The organism is uncultured Alistipes sp. (assembly GCF_963931675.1).
Classification (GTDB): Bacteria; Bacteroidota; Bacteroidia; order Bacteroidales; family Rikenellaceae; genus Alistipes.
In genome coordinates this window covers 223139-238528 of the sequence record NZ_OZ007039.1, presented here as the reverse complement: position 1 = coordinate 238528, position 15390 = coordinate 223139, and the positions used below count along the sequence as shown (strand labels likewise).

Genomic DNA, 15390 nt, shown 5'->3' with positions numbered 1-15390 from the left:
TACGAGCGACAAAATTACAAAACAATTCCTAAAATTGTCTTATTTTTGTGCAAAATTCAATCCGTGTGAAAACCGTCGAACTGTTGGCTCCGGCCAAAGATTATGCCTCGGCCGTCGTGGCCGTGGATGCGGGCGCCGATGCCGTCTATATCGGAGGCGCGCGCTTCGGGGCGCGGCAGGCCGCCGGGAATAGCGCGGAGGAGATCGCCCGCGTCGTGGCATATGCCCACCGCTTCGGCGTGCGGGTCCACGCCACGCTCAATACGCTGCTCTGGGACGAGGAGCTCGCCGATGCCGAACGGCAGGCCCGCGAGCTGATCGATGCCGGAGTCGACGCCCTCATCGTGCAGGACATGGCCCTGCGCAGGATGAACCTTCCCGTGGAACTGCACGCCTCGACGCAGGTCTCCAACCGCACGCCCGAAGGGGCGCGCTTCCTGGCCGAGGCTGGTTTTTCGCGCGTCATTCTCGAAAGGGCGCTCTCGCTTGACGAGATCCGGGCCATCTGCGCCGCCACGACGGCCGAGGTCGAGGTCTTCGTCCACGGGGCGATCTGCGTCGGGTACAGCGGCCGCTGCTTCCTCTCGCGGACAATGTCCGGGCGTAGCGGCAATCGCGGGGCCTGCAGCCAGCCCTGCCGCCTGCCGTGGGATCTGACCGACCGCAGCGGCCGGACGCTGATTTCGCGAAAACACCTCCTGTCGGTCCGCGACCTGAACCTCTCGCAGCGCCTCGGCGAACTGGTCGATGCCGGTGTGGCGTCGTTCAAGATCGAAGGGCGCCTTAAGGATACCGGTTACATCCGCAACGTCGTGACTTACTACCGCCGGGCGCTCGACGAAGTGCTGGCCGCACGTCCGGGCCTGTGCCGTGCATCGGTCGGGGAGAGCGTTCCGGACTTTATGCCCGACCCCGCGAAGAGCTTTACGCGCGGTGAGTCCGAATACTTCTTCGATGGGAAACATCCCGGTGTGGCGTCGTTCGACACCCCGAAGTCGGTCGGCGAGCGGATCGGCCGCGTGGTGCGGGTCGCGGGCGGGAGTTTCACGCTCGATGCCGATGCGGACCTCGCCCCGGGCGACGGGCTCTGCCTGCTCACGCCGCACGGCGCGACGGGCACGAACGTCAATGCCGTTGAGGGGCGCCGTATCACCCCGAACCGCATGGAGGGGATCACTCCCGGAGCGGAGGTGTTCCGGAACTACGACCGGCGGTTCAACCTGGCATTGGAGCGCAGCCGGATGCGGCGCGTGATTCCGGTGCGGGCCGTGGTCGAGGCCTCCGAAGGGGTGTTTTCGATCCGCTGCACCGATTGCGAGGGGCTTTCGGCCGCAGCGTCGCGCACCCTGCCGCCCGACCGGGCCCGAAACCCCGAAGCCAATGCCGCGGCGCTGCGTGCGCAGGCGATGAAGTCGGGCGATACGATCTTTGCGGTGCGCGAAGTCGAGGTGCGGGGCGCCGAATGGTTTGTTCCGGCTTCGCTGGCCGCCGGGGTACGGCGCGAAGCCCTCGGCGCCTTGTTGCAGGCGCGGCTTGCACGTTCCCTGCCGCACCGCATCCTGCCCGAAAACCGCGCGGCCCGCTACCCGGCGGAGCGTCTGACCGCCGAGGAGAATGTCACCAACCGCCTCGCCGAGGCTTTCTACCGCGACCATGGGGTGCGGGAGATCGAACCGCCGCTGGAACGCGCCGCCTCGGCCGTGGGGCACACCGTGATGCGCTCGGCCTACTGCATCCGCCGCGAGATCGGCGAGTGCCTGGGCGAAGGCTCGCGCCTCGGCGGCGACCTCTATCTCGAGCACGGCGCGGAGCGTTTCCGGCTGGTGTTCGACTGTGCGGCGTGCGAGATGTCGCTGGTCAAGGAGCCCCGTCGGGAAGGCGCACGTCCCCGCCGGAGTTCCCCCGCAGCAGATGAACGCAAATAAAATCCACGAAATACCATGCAGCAGCAACTGACTCCCGATTTCCCGGATTACGAACTGATCGACACGGGCGACTTCGAGAAGCTCGAACGCTTCGGACGCTACGTCACACGGCGTCCCGAACCGCAGGCCATTTGGCGGCGGACACTCCCCGAAGCGGAGTGGCGGCGGATGGCCGATGCGTCGTTTCTGCGCGACGCCCGTAGCGACGAACGAGGCGAGTGGCGTCTTGCGCCGCAGATGCCCGACCGCTGGTCGGTGACCTATGCCTGTCGGGCGGCGAAGTTGCGGATGCGCCTGGCCCTCACGTCGTTCAAGCACGTCGGCATCTTTCCCGAACAGGCCGCCAACTGGGACTTTATCTACGACAACGTGCGGCGGCTCGGCGGTGCGGCCGACGGGGCTTGCCCGGCTCACCCGGCTTCCGGCGGCTTCCGCGCCGTGCCGGGATCCGGTGCGGACGACGGTCGCCGGACGGCTTCCGGATGCGGAATCCCTGCTGCGGCCGACCGCCCCTCTGCCGCTCCCCGGGTGCTGAACCTCTTCGCCTATACGGGCGGTGCGACCCTCGCGGCGCGAGCTGCGGGCGCCGAGGTGACGCACGTCGATTCGGTCCGGCAGGTCGTGACGTGGGCCCGCGAGAACATGGAGCAGAGCGGCCTGGACGGCGTGCGCTGGATCGTCGAGGACGCCCTGAAGTTCGTGCACCGCGAGGTGCGCCGTGGCAGCTGCTATGCCGGGATCATCCTCGATCCTCCGGCCTACGGACGCGGAGCCAACGGCGAGAAGTGGGTCCTCGAAGACCAGATCGGCGAGATGCTCGACTGCTGCGCCCGGCTGCTGGAGCCCCGCGGGGCGTTTCTCGTGCTGAATCTCTACTCGATGGGCTTGTCCTCCACGCTGGCCCGCACGGCCGTGCGGCAGGCTTTCGGTGCCCCCGGAGAGGAACAGTGGGGTGAATTGTGCTTTGCGGACCGCGCCGGGAAGGAGCTGCCCCTCGGCACCTATTACCGCTTTACCCGATAACGGCCGGAAACGATGGAGTGGTTGCTGAATCTGGGCTATCCGGGCCTTTTCATCGGAACGTTCCTTTCCGGAACGGTGTTGCCGATGAGTTCCGATGTGCTGCTGGTGGGAATGCTCGCTGCCGGGGCCGATCCCGTGGCGTGCCTGCTTCTTGCGACGGTGGGAAACTGGCTCGGGGCCATGACCTCCTACTGGCTCGGATGGTTCGCCCGATGGGAGTGGCTGGAACGCGTCTTCAAGGTGCGTCCCGAGGCACTGACCCGTCAGAAAGCACGTGTCGACCGCTTCGGCGTGTGGCTGGCGCCCTTTTTCTGGGTCCCGGTGATCGGCGTGGTCTTCATGATTGCCCTGGGCTTCTACCGCGTGCGGCCGCGCACGACCGCCCTCATGGCACTGGCCGGGTCGTTTGTCCGTTTTCTGTTCTGGATTCTGCTGCAGTACCTCTTTTTCGGCCAGGCATAGCCGTGGAGGACTCCGAAATGTCGAATATTCAAAAAACGGTAATGATGCCAAAAGTGGTTGGTGGTATAAAATGTAACCGACATAATATTTGGTAGTTATAAGGATAAAATAGAGATTAGTAGAAACGGGTTTCTACTAATCTCTATTTTTATGTCAAAAAAACGAAAAATACGCTGTCCTCATTGTGGCTTTTTAGAGACAATAAAATGGGGTACTCGTAGCGGTTGCAGCCGCTATTATTGTAAGAATTGTGGCAGCTATTTTACGGATCGTCGAGACTGGATTTCCGATAAAAACAAGTTTATATGGTTCGCGCGTTGGGTTCGCGGTAAACAGCGTATTTGTGACCTTGCGAGTGAGAGCGGATACAGCGAACGCACCCTAAAAAGATACTTCTATCGGCTCTTGCCCCAGTGCCCTTTATGGCAGATACAGCGACGCGAGAAGGTAAATCTTCTGATCGACGGCACCTACTTCTCAAATAAGATTTGTCTGGTTGTATATCGGGATCACAACATCAAGATGACCCTCCTCTATCGCATAACCAGGAGTGAAACGCTGCGGGATTTGAAAGCAGACCTAACGGCTATACGCGATGTCGGCATTCAAATTGAGAGTGTCACCTGTGATGGATCTCCCAATATCATAAAAGCGGTGCGGGAAGTGTGTCCGGAGGCGATCTTGCAGCGTTGTACGGTACATGTAGCGCGAGAGATAGAGACGTGGATTACACGCAAACCACAGACCGTAGCGGCACAGGAACTCCTCGAACTGGTGCACTTGTTAAATGGAGTACAAACACATGATGAGGCACAGTTATGGATACGGGCTTTTATTGACTGGTATCGGCGACACGAACCATTTATCAATGAAAAAACCGTAGATGAGCTGTCGGGAAGATGGTGGTTTACGCATAAGATGCTGCATCGAAGTGTCTCGCATATCAAGCGTGCCATACCCGATCTGTTTTCATACACGCGATACCCTAATGTACCTAAATCTTCAAATTCTATTGAGTCGTTCTTCGGTCACTTGAAGGATAATTTAAGAATCCATCGTGGACTCTCGGAACAACATTTTAAGGACTTTGTAAAGTGGTATCTTTTCCTGAACAGCAATGATGGAATTATTAAGAAACGCAAATGACCAGAATCGTACAATTCTGGTCATTTGATCCAATACGACACCAACCACTTTTGGCATCATTACCCAAAAAACTGCGAAGTATGACTTTGATCTTTACCGTCCTGTTCGGCGTGTTGAGCGGCTGCCTGCTCTCGGTGCTGGTGGGAATTATCGGCAGCCGTCGCCGCATCGGCTTCGGCTGGGCGTTCCTCATCAGTCTGATCTTCACGCCACTCGTGGGGCTGATCGTCGCCCTGATCTCCGACCCGCTGCCCGACGGCATACAACGTTGGGGCTGTATCGGAACGGTCGTCGCGGTGCTCGGCATCCTTTCGCTGATTGCCTTCCTGATGCTCCTGCTGACCGGCGGAGCCATGCTGGCCGTGATGTAGTGGCCGCCGCTCCGTCCGGGGCTAATACCCGAAGACGTAATAGATGAGGATCCCCGCCACGGCCGAGAGGACGATCAGCAGGATCGGGTTCACCTTGCGCCACGACCCCAGGAAAACCCCGCCGAAGAGCACCCAGCTCCAGGCGTCGATGAAGTTCTGCTCGTCGGGATCCGAACTGTGGGGGAAGATCAGCAGCAGGGCCGCCGCGGCGATCATGCCGATCACCGCCGGGCGCATCCCCAGCATGGCCCCCTCGACCCACCGGTTGTCCTTCAGCTTCAGGAAGAAGCGCGCCACGAGGATCATCAGCGTCAGCGACGGAAGGCACACCGCGAAGGTGGCGATCACCGATCCCAGCACGCCGCACCAGAGATGCCCGGTCTGCATCCCCACCGAATAACCGACGTAGGTTGCCGAGTTGATGGCGATGGGCCCGGGGGTGATCTGCGAGATGGCCACGATGTCGGCGAACTGCGCGTTGGTGAGCCACTGGTGCTGCACGACCACCTCGTTCTGGATCAGCGACAGCATGGCGTAGCCGCCGCCGAATCCGAAGAATCCGATCTTGAGGTACGAGACGAAGAGTTGCCAGAGGAGGAGCATGTTGCAGGGCGCTTTATGGGAGAACAACGTCCGTGATTACCAACTGCCCCTTGCGCAGCAGGGCGCGGAACGGAATGATGACGCAGCGGTTTTCGTACGTGTCGAGATAGGCGACGGCATACCATTCGCCCTCGACATGTTCGACCGTGATCGTCGGCAGCGACCGCTTGTTGAAGTCCTGCGCCCGGACGAGCGGGTCTCCGCCGCTCTCTTCCCGGGCCTTTTCCACCTTCCGGCGGGTGGCATCATCCAGGGGCGATGCGGGTTCCGCAATCTCCTCGTCGCAACTGGCCGACATCCAGCGGGCGTATTCCGTGTAGAATTTTTCCAGGGCTTCCCGGGTCTGTTCCGTGGCGGAGGCGGACCCGGCGGTAGCCTGCGTAGGGCCGGAGATCGTATTCCGGGCCGAAGAGGGCCCGGCGGATATTGCTGCGAAGAGCAACAGAACGAACGGCAGGAGGTGTTTCATGGCTTGTGTCGGATTCATGCTTTCGGTTTGTTGTTGCGTTTGGCAATCCGCGGGGCGACGGACAGCTCCCAGACGATGCCGCCGGCCGCCGCGATCAGCAGGATGTAGATCGGCGACCAGCCCAGACCCCAGACGGTCAGCGCCGAGGCGGCAATGACTGCAAACATCGACCAGTGCATGCCGCGGGCCAGCGAGATGACCGGTCCGATGATCAGCGCCACGACTGCCGGGCGCATCCCCTTGAAGGCGGCGTCGACCACCGGGTTGTGGCGCACGTCGGCGAAGAAGAGCGCGATGGCCAGCAGGATGACGAACGAAGGCAGTACAACCCCCAACAAAGCGGTGGCGGCCCCGCGCAGCCCGCGGACCTTGTATCCCACGAAGACCGAGGTGTTGAGCGAAATCGGCCCCGGGACCGACTGGGCCAGCGTCAGCAGGTCGAGGAACTCCTTGCGCTCGACCCACCGGCGGTTGTCGATCACCTCGCGTTCGATCAGGGGGATCATGGCGTAACCCCCGCCGAAGGTGAACAGCCCGATCTTGAAGAACGAGACGAATATTGTGCGCAGACGGTTCATTGTTTTCCGGATTTTGGCTTATTCGCGTTTTTTGCGGCCCAGCAGGGTCAGCAGTCCGTCGATGTAGGTCATCGGGTGGGTCGGGGCGCCGGGGAGCCAGAGGTCCGGGGTGTGGGTGTCGAGGAAGCGCCGGTCGAGGGCCCGGCTCTCGGCGAAGAGCCCTCCCGAGCAAGCCTCCGAACCGCACATCACAAGGATCTTCGGTTCGGCGACCGCGTCGTAGCAGATTTCCAGCGCCTCGGCCATGTTCGCGGAGATCGGGCCCGAGACGACCACGCCGTCGGCATGGCGCGGCGAGGCCGTGAATCCGATGCCGAAGCGTCCGAGGTCGAAGTTGACGTTTCCCGTGGCGTTGAGTTCCATTTCGACCGAGGCGTCGCCCCCGGCCGAAACTTCGCGCAGCTGCAGCGCCCGGGAGAAGCAGCGCCGGATGGCGGGGCGCACCCGTTCCGGATCGAAGGGCACGTGCGTATCCCCGGCGTGCAGGACAAGGCCCTCGCGCGTAGGCGAACCGATGCGGTAGTCGTTCGTGAAACGCACGTTGCGCGGCGCCACCCGGGCGCACTCGCCGCAGAAGAGGCAGCGCCCCAGATCGAGCGACAGCGGTTCTGCCGTGAAGGCTCCCGTGGGGCAGATGGCCGCGGCATGTTCCGCTTCGGAGGTATCCTCCGTGAAGGTCAGTTCGGGGCGTCCCCGGAACTCCGCAGTCAGTTCCACGGCATCGAGGTCCGGAATCGCCTGACGTCCGTGGCTGCGCAGGACCCGTATTTTCGGAAAAATCATGTGCGTAGATTTTGTATCCCCGCAAAAATAAGGAAAAGCCGCGGTTCGTACAACTCTTTTCCGCGAATTACGCAAAACACGGACCGGATTCCCCTGTTCGGGATTCCGGCCCGTGGAAGAAAAAGTTTTTCGAAAGAGGTTGGTGAGGTTTCCGAGAGGGTGGAGTCTTCGGGGCGGGGACTTCCGGGGATTTGCAGGGTCGTTTCGGCTCCGGTCCGGAAAAGGCTGTCGCCGGATGGTCAGTTCTGCCCCGGATCGGTGAAGGTTTCCGCCGGAAACCAGTCGACGGCGTACTCCGTGGCGCTCCCTTTGGCAAAGATCTTCGCTACGGTATACTCCGCAGCCTCCGCATCGGTGAGCTGGCGGCCGCCGTTGGCACGCTGTGCGAGCCGGTCGGCCGCGGCCCCTTCGCCCGTACACCGGTATTCGGCGAAGAGCCCCGGTTCACAGGACATCGTGGTCCACCCCGCGGGATTCAGCGCCGCAGGCTCCTCGCAACGGATGAAGACCGCACGCGGGGCATCCTTCCACGGGCGGCCCAGGTGGAAGTAGGAGAACGATGCGCCGTCGAAATCTTTTTCGGAACTCGACGGGAAGGTGATCGTGCAGTCCATGCAGACGATGCCGTACTGGTGGTCGGCGGGGGTCGACGGGGCCGTCACGACGCTGTTGTTGCGGTTCATGCGGAGCGTGCAGCGGTCGGCCACGATGGTCGACGAGCCGAAGATGAAGTCGACGTTGCCCTCGACGTAGCAGCCGCGTAGGTAGACGCGCCCCGTGCCGCGGCCGTAGAACGTGTCCTGATAGCCCGTGATGCGGCATCCGTAGAAGGCCGCGCGGTCCCCCTTGACCTGGACAGCGACGGCCTGCGAATCCTTGCCGTCGGCGGCGATGTTGGCCTGGCTGTTGACGTAGGTGTTGGCGATGGTGACGTTGCTGGCCGTGAAGTCGTTGGCTTCGACCAGGAAGGTCTGGCTTCCCGCGGTGCCGAGGGTTCCGCCTGCACCGTTGTCGCGGCCCGCATAGTCGTCCCAGGTGATGATGCACGTGGCGGCATCGTCGCCGATGAGCGTCACGTAGGGGTGCCGCGACGTCAGGGTCACCTTCTCCTCATAGGTGCCCGGGCGCAGGCGCACGATGTGGGGTTTGTTGTCCACCGGAAGGGCGTCGAAGGCCTCCTGTACGGTGGTGTAGTCGCCCGAGCCGTCGGCGGCCACGACGACCGTGTGGATCGGGTCGGCGGGTTCGGGGGTTTCATCGCCCTTGTCCGATCCGCAGGCGGTCGGAAGGGCGAAGAGCAGCAGCGCTGCCGGAAGCAGGTACGGTTGTTTCATGGTTGGTTCGTGTTTTGGGTTTTCCGCAGGCAAAGTTCGGATTTCCTGTCTCGTCCGGCGGGGATTTTTCCGCGAAAAAGCGGGATTTTTTGCCGTTTTATGTCCCGTGGCCCCCGATCGGGATGGCGGGCATGAAAAAGCCCCGGTCGGCGGAACCGGGGCTTCGGGGTCGGCAGGTGCGGATCAGAGGTCGTGGCCGCAGTAGGAGAGGTTGAAACTCTTGTTGCAGATCGGGAAATCCGAAATCCCCTCGCCGCGCACGGCCAGCGCCAGGGCCAGCCAGTTGTGCAGGCTCGGGTCCTTGATGCGGCACGCCGCGAGGCGCCCCTCCGCATCGGTCACGACGACGTGGCAGGTTTCGCCCCGCCACCCCTCGACCAGTCCGAATGCGAGCGACGAGGGAGTTAGCCGCGTTGTGTAGTCGGGACCTTCGCACGGGTTTTCGAGATCTCCGTATTTGTGCTCGTAAATCTCCAGCAGGCGGTCGATGTAGCGGGCCGACTGGGCCACCTCGCGGCTGCGGACCGTGAGGCGCGCCATCACGTCGCCCGTCTCCTCGATGACGGGCGTGTGGTGCAGGCATTTACCGAACGATCCCCAGGGGTGTGTCGCGCGGATGTCGCGCCCCAGGCCGCTGGCGCGCGCCGCCTGGCCCACACCGCCGATGCGCCGCATCTCCTCGCGCGGCACCACGCCGCACTGCTCGAAACGCGCCAGCAACGAGGGCGACGACTCGATGTCGCGGCGCACCTCGTCGTAACGCCGGGCGATTTCGGCCACGTTCCTGCGGATCATCGCCGATTTTTCGGCCGTCAGCGGGTGGTTGGTGCCGTGGGGGCGGATCAGCCCCTTGCCGAAGCGGTTGCCGCACCACGCCTGCGTGGTGTTGATCGTCATCGTGCGCAGCGCCTCGCAGGCCACCTGCCCCAACTGGTAACCCGTATCCATCGACAGGGCGCCCGTATCGGCGATCTGCATGGCCATGCGCTCGAGTTCGAGGGCTACGGCCCGTTCACGGTCCAGCTGGGCGGGGCGTTCGCGGCCCGTGAGCTTCTCGACCGCTTCGGCGAAGGCCGTGGCGTGGGCCACGGCGCTGTCTCCGGCTACGGCCTCGGCCAGGCACATCTGACGCAGTCTGTTTTCCGTTGCGGCGAAGGCTGCCTCCACGCCCCGGTGTTGGTATCCCAAGGCGATTTCGAGGTGCAGGACCTGTTCGCCGTTGCAGATGAAGCGGAAGGCCCCCGGTTCGATGATCCCGGCGTGGATCGGGCCCACGTTGACCTCGTGGAGCGATCCTCCGGCCATCGTGTAGAAGGGGTAGTTGTCGATCGAGCTGCGGCGGTCGTAGCGGTCGAAGGGGAAGCGCAGCGGCTTGGGCCACGGCTGCCCGTCGAACCGCACGCCGTAGCGTTCGGCGATCTCCCGCTCGAAGGGGTGCAGCTGCGGATAGCGGGCCGTGAGCGACGGAAGGGCCGTTTCGTCGTAGTAGCCCGTGGCGTGCGAGGTGACGAGCACACGCCCCTCGGCGTCGTCCAGCACCAGGCAGTAGAAGCGCATCCGGTCGCCGGACGGCTGGGCGAAGTAGTGCGCCACGTGGTAGCGTTCGTCGGCGAGCCATCCGCGCATCAGTTCGTAGAAGTCGGCGTAGGCGATTTCGGGAATCTCCTCCAGGCGGATGGCTCCCGCGGTATTGTCGGTTACGAGGCAGTTCATGGCATTGCGATTTGGTCGATCAGTTCACGCAGGAATTCCGGCTGCCAGAACCCCAGCACCATGGCGGCGACCAGCAGCGAGAGGGCCGACCACGACAGCGCCCGGTCGACCTTCGAGGGGTGGAGTTCGTCCTGGTTGGGCTGGTAGCAGAGGCGGATCATGCGCGAGCAGAACGAGTAGATGACGATGCAGAGCAGCAGCAGCATCCCCGCGACGAGCCACCATTGGCTTCCGGCGATTGTCTCGCGCAGGATCAGCAGCTCCGAGATGAAGAGCGGCGAGGGCGGGAAGGCCATCAGGACGACCATTCCGGTGAGCAGTCCGATGGCTCCGACGCGGTTGATGTGGATGTAGTCGCCGATGCGGTTGATGCGGTAGCCGTTGTAGACCTGGCGCACGACGGCCATCTGCAGGAAGAGGCTGCTTTTGACGAAGGTGTGGCAGACGACGTGGAAGACCGCGGCCCAGACGCCGAGACCGCCCACGCCGAGACCGATGGCGGCGATGCCCATGTTTTCGACGGTCGAGTAGGAGAGGAACCGCTTGTAGTTGTTCGTGCGCCGCAGGAACAGCGCCCCGATGGCGAGCGACAGCACGCCGACGATCAGCAGCACGGAGCACACCCAGGGGAAGACCTCCGTATCGGCGAGTGCCTTGTAGACGCGGTAGATGGCCAGGAATCCGGCATTGACCAGTCCCGTGGAGATCAGCGCCGAGGCCGGTGACGGGGCCGCGAAATTGGCGTCGATGCCCACGGTGTGGAGCGGGAAGAGCTCCATCTTGCAGCTGTAGCCGCAGAGGATCAGCAGAAAGGCCGTCTTCAGGTAGAGGGCGTTTCCGTGCGGGGCGGCTGCGGCGACGGCCGCGTAGTCGAGCGATTCGCATTCGGTGGCGGCGGCCAGCAGCAGGATCCCCAGGTAGGCCATGGCGATGCCCGTCGAACAGACGAAGACGTATTTCCAGGCCGCTTCGAGGGTCTGGGCCGTGCGCCGGTGGTAGATGATCCCCGCCGAGCAGAGCGTCGTGGCTTCGAGGAAGATCCACGTCACGGCCAGGTTCGAGGCGAAGTAGGCCCCCGTGATGGCCGCCGTCAGCAGCATTACCAGGGCCGAGTAGGTCCGGGTCTGCGAGAGGTCGTTCTCGCGCAGGTAGGCTTCGGAATGGAAGTAGGCGAAGGCCGAGACGATGCACAGCAGCACGTAGAAGAGCGTGCCCGGGGCGTCGAAGCGGAACCAGCCGGTCGATTCCTGGCCGTAGAGCCCTCCGACGAGGATCGCTCCGGCGAAACCCGCCTGCACGGCGTAGAAGAGCAGTCCGATATGGAAAAGCTGCCGCTCGCGGCGGACCAGGAAGGCCGCCGAAGCGATCAGGATGCTTGCGATGAGGTAAGCGATCATGGTGTCAGTCCTTTACGTTGGTCAGCGAATCGGCGTCGTCGGCGTGGAGCTTGTCGTCGATTTTGGTGAAGAAGATGCCCAGCATCAGCACCGAGATGAGGATGTCGAGCAGGATGGCGAAGTTGATCAACAGGGGCATCTCCACGCCGATGGCCGTCGAGAAGAGGAACACGCCGTTTTCGATGACGAGGAACCCGACCATGTGGGAGAAGATCCGGCGCCGCAGGACGATGAGGATCAGGCCGCTCAGCAGCGAGTAGAGGGCCACGCCGAAGAAGACGAGGTCGACCGTCGAATCGGCGATGTAGTAGGTCAGCGAGGCGCTCACGGCCAGCGCCACGAGCGAGAGCAGCAGCGATCCCGACTGCGAGGATCCGGAGCGTTTCACGCGGTTGATGCGCGTGCGGCGGATCACGGCGAAGAGCAGCCACGGAACCAGAATGCCCTTGAACAGCAGGGTTTCGAGGGCCACGAAGGCCAGTTCGGCGGGGTTGGCGGCGTGCAGGCGCACGAGCGCGATACCGAACAGCAGCCACCCCTGCAGGCCGATCAGCGAGGCGAAGTTGCGGAAACGCTCCGTGATCGAGAGGTAGATGAGCGTCACGACATAGAGGAGAATCAGCGGCAGAATCATTGGATACCGATGTTAAGTTGCAGCAGGTAGCCCGTGAAGAAGACCAGGGCGGCCAGTGCCGTGATGGTGAGAATGAAGGTGGTGTTGCGGACGAGTTTGTTGCGGGCCTGGGTCGACTCGACGATCCCGACCGAGAGCCCTGTGAGCAGGACGGCCAGCGGCGCCGCGAACCACCACCGCGGGCAGACCGCCGCGGCTACGGCATCGGCTGCCAGCATCGACAGCGCGGCGCTTTTGATCCACGTCGAGATCTTGATCCAGGCCAGGTCGACGCCGCAGTAGTCGAGGCACATCACCTCGTGGATCATCGTCAGTTCGAGGTGGGTGCGGGGGTCGTCGACCGGTACGCGGCCGCTCTCCGTGAAGACGATCTTCGTCAGCACGTAGGCCGCCAGCAGCAGCACGACGATGAGTTTCGCATCGCCTGTGGCGTCGGCCTCGAAGATCGATGTGAAGGAGGTGTGGCCCGAGATCAGCGCCAGGGTCCCGAACGAGAGCATCAGCGCCGGTTCGACCAGTGCGCCGTAGAGCGCCTCGCGGCTGGCGCCCATTCCCTCGAACGAACTGCCGGTGTCCATCGCCGCGAGGATCAGCGCCCCGCGGCCCACGGCCAGCAGGTAGGCGAAGGCCACCAAGTCGCCGTCGAACGAGATGACGGGCCGCAGGTCGCCCACCGGGATGAAGAGCATGGCCACGAGCGAGGAGGCCAGGATGACCGACGGGGCCGTGCGGAAGAGCGCGGTGGTTGTGGTGGAGTAGACGGCGCCCTTGCGCAGCAGCAGCCTCACGTCGTAGAGGTGCTGGGCGAAGCGGATTCCCTGGCGTCCGGCGAGCCGGGCCCGCGTGCGGTTGATCACCCCCGGGATGCAGAGGGCTGCCAGCAGAATGAGGAGTGTATTGAGCAGTGCCATGGTCAGATGACGTTACAGATCGACAGCAGGAATACCAGGACGAGGAAGGCCAGGGCGAAGAGCACGTAGTGGTTGATCTTGCCCGTGCGCAGGCGCATCACGCGCTGGTTGATCAGGCGCAGCAGTTCGACCCACCACGCCGAGAAGAGGCGTCCGATTCGGTCTCGGTGGCCGATATCGAAGCGGTGGGCGTCGGGGAAGATCTCGCCCTTGCCCACGGGGGAGCCTTCACCGCTGTTCTGGATCAGCGAAGTGGCGATGGACTGCAGCCCTTCGGAGAAGGATTCGCCGGTGTACTGCATCCGCACGTTCGGCGACGTGAAGCCACAGCCCCAGGTCGGGCCTTCGGCCACGCGGCGGCCGCGCAGCGTGCGGCGGCGGAGCCACAGCAGAAGGGCGACCACGACGATCAGCAGCCAGGCCACCCGCCCGGCGGCCGTGAGGGTCGGGCTGAGCAGCCAGTCGGCGGCGTCGGGCGGGGTGCGGAGGAAGAATCCCGTGGCGTGTGTCACCCCCGTGACGGCCGCCCGGGGGAAGAGCCCCACGAAGAGGATCCCGGCCAGCGGCAGCGCCATGGCGGCGATGCGGAGACTGTCGACTTCGGAGGCTTCGGCGACTTCGTGCGAGCGGGGTGCGCCGAGGAAGACCGTGCCGTAGAGCTTCGTGAAGGCCAGCACGACCAGACCTCCGATCAGCGCCAGGGCCGCCAGCCCGGCCGCCGAGGCGAGGATGCCGCTTCCCGAGGCGATCCCGTCGAAGAGCCCGAGGTAGATGAGCAGTTCGGAGATGAAGCCGTTCAGCGGCGGCAGGGCGCAGATGGCCGCCGTACCCGTGAGGAAGAGGATCGAGGTCAGGGGCATGTGTTTCGAGAGTCCGCCCAGGGCGTCGAGCGATGTGGTGTGCGTCTGCGAGAGGATGTTTCCGGCGCCGAAGAAGAGCAGCGACTTGAAGAAGGAGTGGTTGAGTGTGTGGAGCAGCGCTCCGGCCATGCCGCACAGCGCGACGATCTGGTTGCCGGAAGCTTTTCCGAGGGCTGCGACGCCTGTGGCGAGGAGGATTACGCCGATGTTTTCGATCGAGGAGTAGGCCAGCAGGCGTTTCACGTCGTTCTGCGTGGCGGCGAGGATCACGCCCCACAGCCCGGTGACGATTCCCAGCGCGAGGAGGATCACCCCGGCGGTGTGCAGCACGGGCTGATCGCCCAGTGCCGCCACGGTGCGCAGAATGCCGTAGACGCCCGTCTTGATCATCACGCCCGACATCAGGGCCGAGACGTGCGACGGGGCGGCGGGATGCGCCTCGGGGAGCCAGACGTGCATCGGGAACATGCCGGCCTTCATGCCGAATCCGGCGAGGAAGACCAGGAAGAGCGGCAGAGCCTTCTGCGTGCGGAAGTATTCGCCCAGGGCGTCGAACGTCGCCGAGCCGCAGGCGGCGTCGAGGCGTACGAATCCCACGACGAGCAGCACGAAGCCGATGTGCATCATGATGAGGTAGGCCAGGGCTGCGCGGCTCACCTCCCGCCGCTGGGCGTCGTAGAGGATCAGCAGGAACGACGCCACGGTCATCAGCTCCCAGAAGAAGAGGAACGAGAAACCGCCGTCGGAGCAGACCACGCCCAGCATGGCGTAGTACATGACGGTGAGCGAGGTGTAGTGCAGCGAGACGTGGGCCGGGGATTTCGTGGCGAGGGTGTGGGCCAGGTAGCCCCGGGAGTAGAGCACCGAGGCCACGGCGCCGATCGAGATCAGCACCGCGAAGAGCGCCGAAAGGGGGTCCATCGATCCCGAATCGCCGCCGAGCGGCGAGGCGGCCACCGACCACAGCACCTCGGGGGTGCCTCCGGCGAGTACGCCGAGGGCCCGGACCGTGATCCACAGGGCTCCGGCGGCCGTCAGCGTGAAGGCTGTCCAGACCTTGGCACGCAGCGGCGACGCGAAGATCGCGGCGGCGATGAGGGCCAGGAACAGAAGCGTGTAGAGAAAAAGCATATTTTTCCGGGAGTAAATGTTGTTTCGACAGGGGATTCGTTGCGAGGCTC

Annotated in this window: 15 protein-coding genes; 5 read left to right on the top strand and 10 right to left on the bottom strand. The window is 63.7% G+C overall.

The window, feature by feature from the left end; all coding sequences use genetic code 11:
• Positions 1-65: 65 nt before the first annotated feature.
• The 5 genes from ABGT65_RS01070 to ABGT65_RS01050 all read left to right on the top strand — a co-directional run bounded on the left by ABGT65_RS01070 (position 66) and on the right by ABGT65_RS01050 (position 4927).
• Entirely contained in the window at positions 66-1925 is a 1860-nt protein-coding gene (locus tag ABGT65_RS01070) for a U32 family peptidase (RefSeq protein WP_346699372.1), read from the top strand.
• A 15-nt stretch (positions 1926-1940) separates the two neighbouring features.
• Positions 1941-2948, top strand: coding sequence for a class I SAM-dependent methyltransferase (locus tag ABGT65_RS01065; RefSeq protein WP_346699371.1), 1008 nt, complete (start codon positions 1941-1943; stop codon positions 2946-2948).
• 12 nt (positions 2949-2960) lie between these two features.
• On the top strand, positions 2961-3410 hold the full coding sequence (locus tag ABGT65_RS01060) for a DedA family protein (RefSeq protein WP_346699370.1): 450 nt from the start codon (positions 2961-2963) through the stop codon (positions 3408-3410).
• Between the two features lie 150 nt (positions 3411-3560).
• Complete coding sequence (locus ABGT65_RS01055; protein WP_149873922.1) at positions 3561-4556, top strand: transposase; 996 nt, start codon at positions 3561-3563, stop codon at positions 4554-4556.
• An 80-nt stretch (positions 4557-4636) separates the two neighbouring features.
• Entirely contained in the window at positions 4637-4927 is a 291-nt protein-coding gene (locus tag ABGT65_RS01050) for a hypothetical protein (protein ID WP_346699369.1), read from the top strand.
• A gap of 21 nt (positions 4928-4948) precedes the next feature.
• Here ABGT65_RS01050 and ABGT65_RS01045 read toward each other — a convergent pair whose 3' ends face one another.
• The 10 genes from ABGT65_RS01045 to ABGT65_RS01000 all read right to left on the bottom strand — a co-directional run bounded on the left by ABGT65_RS01045 (position 4949) and on the right by ABGT65_RS01000 (position 15340).
• On the bottom strand, positions 4949-5530 hold the full coding sequence (locus ABGT65_RS01045; RefSeq protein ID WP_346699368.1) for a chromate transporter: 582 nt from the start codon (positions 5528-5530) through the stop codon (positions 4949-4951).
• Positions 5531-5543: 13 nt separating this feature from the next.
• Positions 5544-6017, bottom strand: a complete 474-nt coding sequence (locus ABGT65_RS01040; protein WP_346699367.1) for a hypothetical protein — start codon at positions 6015-6017, stop codon at positions 5544-5546.
• Positions 6014-6577, bottom strand: a complete 564-nt coding sequence (locus ABGT65_RS01035; protein ID WP_346699366.1) for a chromate transporter — start codon at positions 6575-6577, stop codon at positions 6014-6016. Before ABGT65_RS01035 ends, ABGT65_RS01040 begins: the two co-directional genes overlap by 4 nt.
• 18 nt (positions 6578-6595) lie before the next feature.
• Positions 6596-7360: an NADH:ubiquinone oxidoreductase gene (locus tag ABGT65_RS01030; RefSeq protein ID WP_346699365.1), complete on the bottom strand. Its 765-nt coding sequence runs from the start codon at positions 7358-7360 to the stop codon at positions 6596-6598.
• Between the two features lie 239 nt (positions 7361-7599).
• On the bottom strand, positions 7600-8694 hold the full coding sequence (locus ABGT65_RS01025; protein WP_346699364.1) for a pectinesterase family protein: 1095 nt from the start codon (positions 8692-8694) through the stop codon (positions 7600-7602).
• Positions 8695-8877: 183 nt separating this feature from the next.
• The gene (locus ABGT65_RS01020; protein ID WP_346699363.1) at positions 8878-10407 is read right to left on the bottom strand and encodes an NADH-quinone oxidoreductase subunit C; all 1530 of its coding nucleotides are present in this window, start codon (positions 10405-10407) and stop codon (positions 8878-8880) included.
• The gene (locus tag ABGT65_RS01015) at positions 10404-11804 is read right to left on the bottom strand and encodes a proton-conducting transporter membrane subunit (RefSeq protein ID WP_346699362.1); all 1401 of its coding nucleotides are present in this window, start codon (positions 11802-11804) and stop codon (positions 10404-10406) included. The genes ABGT65_RS01020 and ABGT65_RS01015 overlap by 4 nt, the downstream gene beginning before the upstream one ends.
• Positions 11805-11808: 4 nt before the next feature.
• The gene (locus tag ABGT65_RS01010; protein ID WP_346699361.1) at positions 11809-12438 is read right to left on the bottom strand and encodes a hypothetical protein; all 630 of its coding nucleotides are present in this window, start codon (positions 12436-12438) and stop codon (positions 11809-11811) included.
• Positions 12435-13349 (bottom strand): NADH-quinone oxidoreductase subunit H, encoded by a 915-nt coding sequence (locus ABGT65_RS01005; protein ID WP_346699360.1) that lies wholly within the window; start codon positions 13347-13349, stop codon positions 12435-12437. The genes ABGT65_RS01010 and ABGT65_RS01005 overlap by 4 nt, the downstream gene beginning before the upstream one ends.
• 2 nt (positions 13350-13351) lie before the next feature.
• Positions 13352-15340: a proton-conducting transporter membrane subunit gene (locus ABGT65_RS01000; RefSeq protein ID WP_346699359.1), complete on the bottom strand. Its 1989-nt coding sequence runs from the start codon at positions 15338-15340 to the stop codon at positions 13352-13354.
• Between the last annotated feature and the right edge of the window lie 50 nt (positions 15341-15390).

Bases quoted from the DNA above. Each gene is read 5' to 3' on its own strand.
- ABGT65_RS01065 (WP_346699371.1), top strand. From the start codon at position 1,941: ATGCAGCAGCAACTGACTCCCGATTTCCCGGATTACGAACTGATCGAC.
- ABGT65_RS01060 (WP_346699370.1), top strand. From the start codon at position 2,961: ATGGAGTGGTTGCTGAATCTGGGCTATCCGGGCCTTTTCATCGGAACG.
- ABGT65_RS01055 (WP_149873922.1), top strand. From the start codon at position 3,561: ATGTCAAAAAAACGAAAAATACGCTGTCCTCATTGTGGCTTTTTAGAG.
- ABGT65_RS01050 (WP_346699369.1), top strand. From the start codon at position 4,637: ATGACTTTGATCTTTACCGTCCTGTTCGGCGTGTTGAGCGGCTGCCTG.
- ABGT65_RS01045 (WP_346699368.1), bottom strand. From the start codon at position 5,530: ATGCTCCTCCTCTGGCAACTCTTCGTCTCGTACCTCAAGATCGGATTC.
- ABGT65_RS01040 (WP_346699367.1), bottom strand. From the start codon at position 6,017: ATGAATCCGACACAAGCCATGAAACACCTCCTGCCGTTCGTTCTGTTG.
- ABGT65_RS01035 (WP_346699366.1), bottom strand. From the start codon at position 6,577: ATGAACCGTCTGCGCACAATATTCGTCTCGTTCTTCAAGATCGGGCTG.
- ABGT65_RS01030 (WP_346699365.1), bottom strand. From the start codon at position 7,360: ATGATTTTTCCGAAAATACGGGTCCTGCGCAGCCACGGACGTCAGGCG.
- ABGT65_RS01025 (WP_346699364.1), bottom strand. From the start codon at position 8,694: ATGAAACAACCGTACCTGCTTCCGGCAGCGCTGCTGCTCTTCGCCCTT.
- ABGT65_RS01020 (WP_346699363.1), bottom strand. From the start codon at position 10,407: ATGAACTGCCTCGTAACCGACAATACCGCGGGAGCCATCCGCCTGGAG.
- ABGT65_RS01015 (WP_346699362.1), bottom strand. From the start codon at position 11,804: ATGATCGCTTACCTCATCGCAAGCATCCTGATCGCTTCGGCGGCCTTC.
- ABGT65_RS01010 (WP_346699361.1), bottom strand. From the start codon at position 12,438: ATGATTCTGCCGCTGATTCTCCTCTATGTCGTGACGCTCATCTACCTC.
- ABGT65_RS01005 (WP_346699360.1), bottom strand. From the start codon at position 13,349: ATGGCACTGCTCAATACACTCCTCATTCTGCTGGCAGCCCTCTGCATC.
- ABGT65_RS01000 (WP_346699359.1), bottom strand. From the start codon at position 15,340: ATGCTTTTTCTCTACACGCTTCTGTTCCTGGCCCTCATCGCCGCCGCG.